This window comes from Microcystis sp. M169S2 (assembly GCF_020245865.1).
Lineage (GTDB): Bacteria > Cyanobacteriota > Cyanobacteriia > Cyanobacteriales > Microcystaceae > Microcystis > Microcystis ichthyoblabe_A.
This window is the reverse complement of record NZ_JADBUB010000076.1, coordinates 19,618-29,408: the sequence shown is the minus strand read 5'-3', so window position 1 is coordinate 29,408 and position 9,791 is coordinate 19,618. Positions and strand designations below refer to the sequence as shown.

The 9,791-nt window shown below is 50.5% G+C and carries 5 protein-coding genes; 4 read left to right on the top strand and 1 reads right to left on the bottom strand.

Annotated elements, in window-relative coordinates; translation table 11 throughout:
• Positions 1-630 (bottom strand): GDP-mannose 4,6-dehydratase (locus IM485_RS08080; protein ID WP_287742346.1); only part of this gene is annotated, 630 nt, incomplete at its 3' end.
• Positions 631-944: 314 nt separating this feature from the next.
• Between IM485_RS08080 and rpsT the strand changes: the two genes are divergently transcribed.
• The 4 genes from rpsT to IM485_RS08060 all read left to right on the top strand — a co-directional run bounded on the left by rpsT (position 945) and on the right by IM485_RS08060 (position 9,765).
• Positions 945-1,238 carry a 30S ribosomal protein S20 gene (gene rpsT / locus IM485_RS08075; protein WP_002737368.1) on the top strand — a complete coding sequence of 98 codons (294 nt, stop codon included), beginning with the start codon at positions 945-947 and terminating at the stop codon, positions 1,236-1,238.
• Between the two features lie 50 nt (positions 1,239-1,288).
• Positions 1,289-2,068, top strand: coding sequence for a TatD family hydrolase (locus tag IM485_RS08070; protein ID WP_104397104.1), 780 nt, complete (start codon positions 1,289-1,291; stop codon positions 2,066-2,068).
• A 137-nt stretch (positions 2,069-2,205) separates the two neighbouring features.
• Positions 2,206-5,517, top strand: coding sequence for a DNA-directed RNA polymerase subunit beta (gene rpoB / locus IM485_RS08065; protein ID WP_104397103.1), 3,312 nt, complete (start codon positions 2,206-2,208; stop codon positions 5,515-5,517).
• Positions 5,518-5,733: 216 nt separating this feature from the next.
• Entirely contained in the window at positions 5,734-9,765 is a 4,032-nt protein-coding gene (locus IM485_RS08060; RefSeq protein ID WP_104397102.1) for a DNA-directed RNA polymerase subunit beta', read from the top strand.
• Positions 9,766-9,791 lie beyond the last annotated feature (26 nt).

Genomic DNA, 9,791 nt, shown 5'->3' with positions numbered 1-9,791 from the left:
GGCCAAAGCGCGGGTAATTTTGCGCGTGACAAAAGTTTCTCCCCGCCGGGGGGATTCATGGTTAAATAAAATGCCGTTACAGGCAAATAAGTCGTAGGATTCCCGATAGTTGATTGTTTGCCAGTGACCGTAAACTTTCGCACAAGCGTAGGGACTGCGGGGATAAAATGGCGTGGTTTCTTTTTGGGGCACTTCCATGACTTTCCCGAACATTTCCGAGGAACCTGCTTGATAGAAACGCACTTCGATACCGGTTCTTTTTTGGTAATCCCGAATTGCTTCTAGTAGTCTTAAAACTCCCACACCCACAGCATCAACGGTGTATTCTGGAGCATCAAAACTAACTCGCACGTGGGATTGGGCCCCTAAATTATATACTTCTACCGGTTGCACTTGTTCGAGAATACGCCGCAGGGTCGTCCCATCGGTGAGGTCGCCATAATGAAGAAATAATTTAGCATCCGGCTGGTGGGGGTCAACGTAGATATGATCGATGCGATCGGTGTTAAAAGTTGAAGTACGACGGATGATACCGTGGACTTCGTAACCTTTTTCTAATAATAATTCGCTCAGATAGGAACCATCTTGGCCGGTGATGCCGGTAATTAGGGCGCGTTTAGCTTCAGTCATCAGTAATTTACCTAATCGGAAAGAATAAAGACCATATAAAGAGTCTGACTGCTTATAGCACACTTTAGTCACTGGGGACAAGTTTGGCGATAGTTATCGGGACAGTCACGGCAAAATCCCCTAAACCTGAATTCAGGTGTGGCAGTCCCCTTAACCCTCAATCCTTCCCTGTCTGTGGGAACCTCATCCTGAAAGTATCTTTGGGGTTGCCCCAATCTTGTCCAGAAAACTCTTGCAACAAATAGCACAAATCTGTTATTATGGTTTGTCTGTGTCCCGATCAACCATACCAGTATTGAGAACAAGAAACGACTGTGGCTAATACAAAGTCTGCACTCAAACGAGTCCAAATCTCCGAAAGAAATCGTCTACGCAACAAAGCGTACAAGTCAGCCGTAAGAACCCTGATCAAAAAATGTCTTGTCGCTGTCTCGGCCTACGGAGCCAACCCCAGCCCAGAAGGGTTAGAAAGCGCCCAACAAGCTCTATCGGAAGCTTACAGTAAAATCGATAAAGCCGTCAAGCGCAACGTCTTGCACCGGAACAACGGTGCTAGAAAAAAAGCCGGTTTAGCCAAAGCTTTGCAAAAAGTTAGCCAAGCTTCCTAAGAAACAGGTAAGCTGTAATCAGGACAGACGCAACAAGCGATCGGGGGTCGATGCAATTAATAGATACGCACGTTCATCTGAACTTTGACGTTTTGCAAGCCGACTTGCCCGCTATCTCCGAACGTTGGCGAAGTGTGGGAGTCGTTCATCTGGTTCACTCCTGTGTCGAACCAGAGGAATTTGCAGCGATTAAAGCCATTGCTGATCAATTTGAGGAAATTTCCTTCGCCGTCGGTTTACATCCCCTAGATGCCCAAAAATGGCGAGATAATAGTGCCGATCAGATCGAATCCCTAGCCCGATCTGATCGGCGCGTCGTGGCGATCGGGGAAATGGGGTTAGACTTCTATAAAGCGGATAACCAAGAGCAGCAAAAACGGGTGTTTTGGACGCAATTGGAAATCGCCCATCGTCTCGATAAACCCGTGATTATCCATTGTCGAGATGCGGCTAAGGAAATGCGGGAGGAAATCAGTGCCTTTCGGCAACAAGTGGGCAAAATTCGCGGCGTGATGCACTGCTGGACTGGCAACCCCGAAGAAACTCAATGGTTTTTAGATTTGGGTTTTTACATCAGCTTTAGCGGCATTGTCACCTTCAAAAACAGTAAAACCGTGCAAGCTGCCGCCCAAATTGTCCCCAGCGATCGCCTACTGATCGAAACCGATTGCCCCTTTCTCTCCCCCAATCCCCACCGCGGTAAACCCTGTGAACCCTCTTTCGTCTTCCATGTGGCCGAAACCGTCGCCCGTCTGCGCGGCTATCCGGTCGAAACCCTAGCCGAACAAACCACCCACAACGCCCGCAACTTATTTCAACTCCCCAGTTAAAAAACATAGTTTATTAGACAGGAGACAGGAGTCAGTATTCAGGAGACGGCTTTTCTCCCCAATACCCCATCACCCAACTCCTCACCGCTCACTGATATCCGACCGTCGCTATCGTGTCATCAGCCCTTGTAACCATTATGAACAATCTTACCTTTAACCTCTTACCCGACCTCATCGAAATCCAACACTCCAGTTTTCGGTGGTTTTTGGAAGAAGGACTAATCGAGGAACTGAACAGCTTTTCCCCCATCAGCGACTATACAGGTAAATTAGAACTACATTTCCTCGGCCAGGACTACAGACTCAAAGAACCGAAATACAACGTCGATGAGGCCAAACGACGCGATAGCAGCTATTCCGTTCAAATGTACGTTCCCACCCGTTTAATCAACAAAGAAACGGGAGAAAACATCGAACAGGAAGTCTTTATCGGCGATTTACCCCTGATGACCGAACGGGGAACCTTTATCATTAACGGGGCCGAACGAGTCATCGTCAATCAGATCGTCCGTTCCCCCGGCGTTTACTACAAAGCCGAAATCGACAAAAACGGTCGCCGCACCTATTCTGCTTCCCTGATTCCCAACCGAGGAGCTTGGTTAAAATTTGAAACCGACAAAAACGGCTTAGTTTGGGTCAGAATCGACAAAACCCGCAAATTATCCGCCCAAGTTCTCCTGAAAGCGATCGGATTGAGCGATAACGAAATCTTTGACTCCCTACGCCATCCCGAATTTTACCAAAAAACCCTCGACAAAGAAGGCAATCCCAGCGAAGAAGAATCCCTCCTCGACCTCTACCGCAAACTACGCCCCGGAGAACCTCCCACCGTCACTGGCGGACAACAACTGCTCGAATCGCGCTTTTTTGACAATAAACGCTACGATCTCGGGCGCGTTGGTCGTTATAAACTCAACAAAAAACTACGCCTCAACGTCCCCGATAACCAGCGCGTTCTCACTACCACCGACATCTTAGCGGCGATCGACTACCTAATTAACCTCGAATTTGACATCGGCAACACCGACGACATCGACCACCTCGGTAACCGTCGCGTCCGTTCCGTGGGTGAACTGCTACAAAACCAAGTGCGAGTAGGTTTAAACCGCTTAGAAAGAATCATTCGGGAACGGATGACCGTCAGCGAATCCCAAAACCTCACCCCCGCTTCCCTAGTCAACCCGAAACCCCTAGTAGCGGCGATTAAAGAATTCTTTGGTTCCTCGCAACTCTCCCAGTTCATGGATCAAACCAACCCCCTAGCGGAATTGACCCATAAACGCCGCATTTCCGCCCTTGGCCCCGGCGGTCTCACCCGGGAACGGGCCGGTTTTGCCGTGCGCGACATTCACCCCTCCCACCACGGTCGCATTTGTCCCGTGGAAACCCCAGAAGGTCCCAACGCCGGTTTAATCGGGTCCCTGGCCACCTACGCTCGCGTCAACGACTACGGTTTTATTGAAACCCCCTGTTATGTGGTGGAAAATGGCCGAGTCCGCTACGATCTCCCCGTTAAATACCTCACCGCTGACGAAGAAGACGATCTGCGGGTAGCACCGGGAGACGTGGCCACCGATGAAAATGGTTATATCCTCGGCGAAACTATCCCCGTGCGCTATCGGCAGGAATTCTCCACCACTTCCCCCGAACAAGTGGACTACGTTTGTGTTTCCCCCGTCCAAATTGTCTCGGTGGCCACTTCCCTGATTCCCTTCCTTGAACACGACGACGCTAACCGCGCCCTGATGGGGTCTAATATGCAACGACAAGCGGTTCCCCTGCTGCGTCCCGAACGTCCCCTTGTGGGTACCGGATTGGAAGCACAGGCCGCTCGCGACTCCGGCATGGTCATCGTTTCGCGTACCAATGGGGTCGTTTCCTACGTCGATGCTAACCGGATTCGCATCAAAGTGGCGGATGAAGACAAAGAGATTTTTGGCAAGAGCGAGATCGAGTACGAAATTCAGAAATATCAACGCTCTAACCAAGATACCTGCCTAAATCAGCGTCCTTTAGTCTATCAAGGGGAACAGGTGGTTCCAGGGCAGATCCTCGCCGATGGTTCCGCCACCGAAGGAGGAGAAATCGCCCTCGGCCAGAATATCCTCGTCGCCTATATGCCCTGGGAAGGCTATAACTACGAAGACGCGATTTTAATCAGTGAAAGACTGGTGGCACAAGATGTCTATACCAGTATCCACATTGAAAAATACGAAATCGAAGCCCGTCAAACTAAACTTGGGCCAGAGGAAATCACCAGGGAAATTCCCAACGTCGGTGAAGATGCCCTGCGAAACCTCGATGAACGCGGTATTATTCGCATCGGCGCTTGGGTAGAGGCCAGCGATATCCTCGTGGGGAAAGTCACCCCGAAAGGCGAATCGGATCAACCACCCGAAGAAAAACTACTGCGGGCAATTTTCGGCGAAAAGGCCCGGGATGTACGGGATAACTCCCTGCGCGTCCCCAACGGCGAGAAAGGCCGGGTAGTGGATGTGCGGGTATTTACCCGCGAACAGGGGGACGAATTACCCCCCGGGGCAAATATGGTAGTACGGGTTTACGTTGCCCAAAAACGCAAAATCCAAGTGGGCGATAAAATGGCGGGTCGTCACGGCAATAAAGGGATTATTTCTCGGATTCTGCCCCTGGAAGATATGCCCTACCTCCCCGATGGTCGCCCGGTCGATATCGTTCTTAATCCCCTAGGGGTTCCCAGTCGCATGAACGTCGGTCAGGTGTTTGAATGTTTACTGGGTTGGGCTGGCGAAAATCTGGGCGTGCGCTTTAAGATTACTCCTTTTGACGAAATGTACGGGGAAGAAGCCAGCCGTTTAACCGTTCACGGATTGCTAGAAAATGCCTCGAAAAAACCCAATCGCGATTGGGTGTTCAAGGAAGAACACGCCGGCAAAGTCACCGTCTATGACGGTCGCACTGGCGAACCCTTTGACCGTCCCGTTACCGTCGGTATGGCCTATATGTTAAAACTGGTTCACCTGGTTGATGATAAAATTCACGCCCGTTCTACCGGTCCCTACTCTTTAGTTACTCAGCAACCCTTGGGCGGTAAAGCTCAACAGGGGGGCCAGCGCTTCGGAGAAATGGAAGTCTGGGCCCTGGAGGCCTACGGGGCAGCCTATACCTTGCAGGAATTGCTAACGGTGAAATCCGACGATATGCAAGGACGGAATGAGGCTTTAAATGCGATCGTAAAAGGCAAGCCGATTCCCCGCCCGGGTACGCCAGAATCCTTTAAGGTTTTGATGCGAGAATTGCAATCCCTCGGCCTCGATATCGCCGTTCACAAGGTGGAAAATGCCCCCGATGGTACTTCCCGCGATGTGGAGGTGGATCTGATGGTCGATGTCGGCCGTCGCGCGCCCTCTCGCCCCACCTACGAATCCTTAACCACAGAAGACCTTGAGGAAGAAGAATCGGAAGTGTAATTTCAGTTATCAGTTATCAGTGAGAAGTCAGGAGTCAGGAGTCAGTAGTCAGGAGACAGGAGAGAATTTTCAAGGAAAAAGCCAAAAAAAGGACAGTAAAGTAAAAATTTGCCTATTCCCCGTTCCCTATTCCCTGTTTCCTGTTCCCTTTTCTAACTGATAGCTGAATGCTGATGGCTGATAGCTAATAGCTGTTTACTTGTTACCCGGATCGAGATGTTTTATAACCAAACTGTTGACAAAGGAAAACTGAAAAAACTGATCGCTTGGGCCTATCAAAACTACGGTTCGGCGCGCTGTTCACAAATGGCCGATGAATTGAAAAACCTCGGTTTTCGTTTCGCTACCAAAGCAGGGGTTTCCATTAGTGTGGATGATTTAACCGTACCGCCGGCTAAACGACAAATGATCGAAAGTGCCGAACAGGAAATCCGGCAAACCGAACAGCGTTATGTGCGCGGGGAAATCACCGAAGTGGAACGCTTCCAAAAAGTAATTGACACTTGGAATAGTACATCTGAATCGCTTAAAGATGAAGTAATTCGCAACTTCCAAGTTACCGATCCCCTCAACTCCGTCTATATGATGGCTTTCTCTGGAGCGCGGGGTAATATGAGCCAAGTGCGTCAGTTAGTGGGAATGCGGGGATTAATGGCTAATCCCCAGGGAGAAATTATTGACCTCCCGATTAAGACTAACTTCCGGGAAGGATTGACCGTTACCGAATACGTTATTTCCTCCTACGGGGCCCGCAAAGGTTTAGTTGATACAGCCCTACGGACGGCAGATTCCGGTTATCTCACCCGTCGTCTCGTCGATGTGTCCCAAGATGTCATCGTCCGCGAGGCCGATTGTGGCACCAATCGTTACATCGAATTAACTGCTATGACTGATGGCGATCGCGTGTTAATTCCCTTAAGCGATCGCCTATTAGGTCGTTCCCTGGCCGAAGATGTGGTGGTCAAGGGAGAAGTGATCGCCACCCGCAACCAGATTATCGATGATGAAACGGCGGAAAAACTGGGCAAACTGGTCGATAAAATCAAGGTCCGCAGCCCCTTAACCTGTGAAGCAGCCCGCTCGGTTTGCCAAACCTGTTACGGTTGGAGTCTCGCCCACGGTCATCCAGTGGATATGGGGGAAGCAGTGGGAATTATTGCCGCCCAATCGATCGGGGAACCGGGGACTCAGTTAACTATGCGTACCTTCCACACTGGGGGCGTATTTACCGGAGAAGTGGCCCGGCAAGTGCGGAGTCCCTTCGAGGGAACCGTGCGTTTTCTGCCGGGGTTAAGTATCCGTAACGTGCGAACTCGCCACGGGGATGAACGGGATCAGGTGGAGGCCCCGGGGGAAATTAAATTAACACCCAAGGATAAAACTAAAGAAACCGTAACCTACTCTTTGACTCCTGGATCGCTGCTATTCGTCACCGATGGGGCAGCGGTAAGCGAGGAACAGTTACTAGCGGAAATAACCTCCGATAAAGTCCAAAAATCGACAGAAAAAGCCACAAAAGACGTAACCAGTGACTTAGCTGGTGAGGTGCTATTCTCCCAATTAGTGCCAGAAGAAAAAACCGATCGCCAAGGCAACACCACCCGCATCGCCCAACGGGGGGGATTACTATGGATTCTCTCCGGAGAAGTGTATAACTTGCCCCCAGGGGCTGAACCCGTGGTCAGTAACGGCGATCAAGTACAAGTGGGAGATGTTTTAGCGGAAACTAAGTTAGTATCCACTAACGGCGGTTTGGTGCGTTTAGCCCCCAATAGCCGGGAAATCGATATCGTCACCGCTTCCGTGTCTTTGGATCAGGCCGAAGTAAAAGTAGAAAGTAGTGCCGGTCGGGAACAGTTTATTATTCATACGGGAGATGGTCAAAGCTTCCTACTGAAAACCACTCCGGGGACAAAAGTACAGAATCATGCCATTGTCGCCGAGTTAATCGATGATCGCTATCAAACCCACACCGGCGGCATGATTAAGTATGTCGATATCGAAGTCGCCAAAGGCAGCCGTAAACAGGGTTATGAAATCACCAAAGGCGGAACGATCCTCTGGATTCCCGAAGAAACCCACGAAGTCAATAAAGATATTTCCCTCTTACAGGTGGAAGATGGGCAGTATGTGGAAGCGGGGGAAGAAGTGGTTAAAGACATCTTCTGCAACTCTAGCGGTGTGGTGGAAGTGATCCAGAAAAATGACATCCTCCGGGAGATTATTGTCAAACCGGGGCTGTTATTTATGGATCTCGAACCAGAATCCTCCGGAATCGCCCAAGAACAGTTAATTTACCCAGGGACACAGTTGACTCCCGAAGTGACGATCGAGGAGTTACGGCAAGCGGAATGGGTGGAAACTAACGAGGGTTTGGGATTACTGCTGCGACCAGTACAGGAGTTCACAGTAGAAGACCAATCCACTTCTCCCACCCAAGGTTCCGCTAACCAAGAGGGAGGACGACATATCGAACTGCGATCGGTGCAGCGCATTTTCTTTAAAGACGGGGAAAGAGTTAAATCCGTCGAGGGTTGTCAACTGATCAGCACCCAATTAGTCCTAGAAATTTCTAGCGAAGAACCGGAATCGGTCTCCCATCTGACGGCCGATATCGAGTTAGAACCGATCGAGGACAGGGATTGTCAGCGTTTACAGTTAGTTATTCTCGAATCCCTGGTGCTGCGTCGAGATAGTGATAATGATCCTTTAGGGGGTAATATTCAGACTCGCGTTCTCGTCCAAGATGGCGATGAAATTCCACCGGGGGCAGTGGTGGCCCGGACGGAGATTCAGTGCAAGGAAGTTGGAGAAATTCGCGGGATTCGCAAGGGAAGCGAAGCGGTACGCCGTCTTTTAATTGTCAGTGACCGTGACGAGTTTATTCTCCCGCTCCCCTTCGACGTAGCTCAGGGCAAGGCTGTTGCTCCCACCGTCAAAGCTGGGGATCTGGTAATCGCCGAAGCTGAGATCGCTGCCGGAGTTTTAGCCCCCAATTCCGGTCAAGTGCTGGCCATTGACCAAACCACCACCGGCTATGAAATCCGTCTGCGTAAGGCCCGACCCTACCGAGTATCGGCGGGGGCCATTTTGCACATCGATGAGGGGGATTTAGTCCAACGGGGCGATAATTTGGTGCTGTTGGTGTTTGAGCGCTCGAAAACTGGGGATATCATTCAAGGTTTACCGAGAATCGAAGAACTGCTCGAAGCACGCAAACCAAAAGAGGCTTGTGTACTAGCACGCAAACCGGGAGTTTGTCAAGTGGAGTACCAAGATTCTGAGATCGTCGATATTAAGGTGGTCGAGGATGACGGCACGATCAGTGAATATCCGCTTTTAGGCAGTCAAAACCCCCTGGTGAGCGATAATCAGCGTATCGATGTGGGTCAGGCGTTAACCGATGGTCAGGCTAATCCCCACGAGATTTTAGAGGTGTTCTTTAATTATTATGTGGATAGCTTGGGCAGTTACGAAGCGGCCTTAAAAGCCTTGGAAAAAACCCAGATGTTCCTCGTTGATCAGGTACAGTCGGTTTACCAATCCCAGGGGATCGATATTGCTGATAAACACATTGAAGTGATCGTGCGTCAGATGACTTCTAAGGTGCGGATCGATGACGGTGGCGATACCAGTATGTTGCCCGGGGAATTGTTGGAACTGCGACAGGTGGAGACGGTAAACGAAGCCATGTCAATCACCGGTGGGGCGGCGGCTAAATATACGCCTGTATTACTGGGGATCACCAAAGCTTCCCTGAATACCGATAGCTTTATCAGTGCCGCCTCCTTCCAAGAAACCACCCGCGTCCTCACGGAAGCGGCGATCGAAGGCAAGTCCGACTGGTTACGCGGTCTCAAGGAGAACGTGATTATCGGTCGTCTGATTCCAGCAGGTACTGGCTTCAATGCCCACGAAAACATGGCGGGGATCAGTGATTACACCCCCCCAGAGGAGGAATATAACTACAACAACAATCGTGGTTATTACGCTGCCCCCGGCGGTATCGGTTTCCCCCCTCGTCCCGGTTTCGGCGATAGTAGTGAGGATAGCGATATGATTCTTGACGATCAGACCGCTCGCGCCTACGCTGAGGGTGATGTGGTCGATTTAGAGGATGATGAAATGGCTTTCCTATCTTCCCGCGGCAGCAGTCGCTTTAGTCGCCAACCCATCAGCGACAGCTGGTCAGAAGTCGATGAGGAAGGGGGAGAGGAGGATTTCGAGGAGGATTACGAAGAAGAATAATCGTCTGTGGAGATATTACAAGGAGC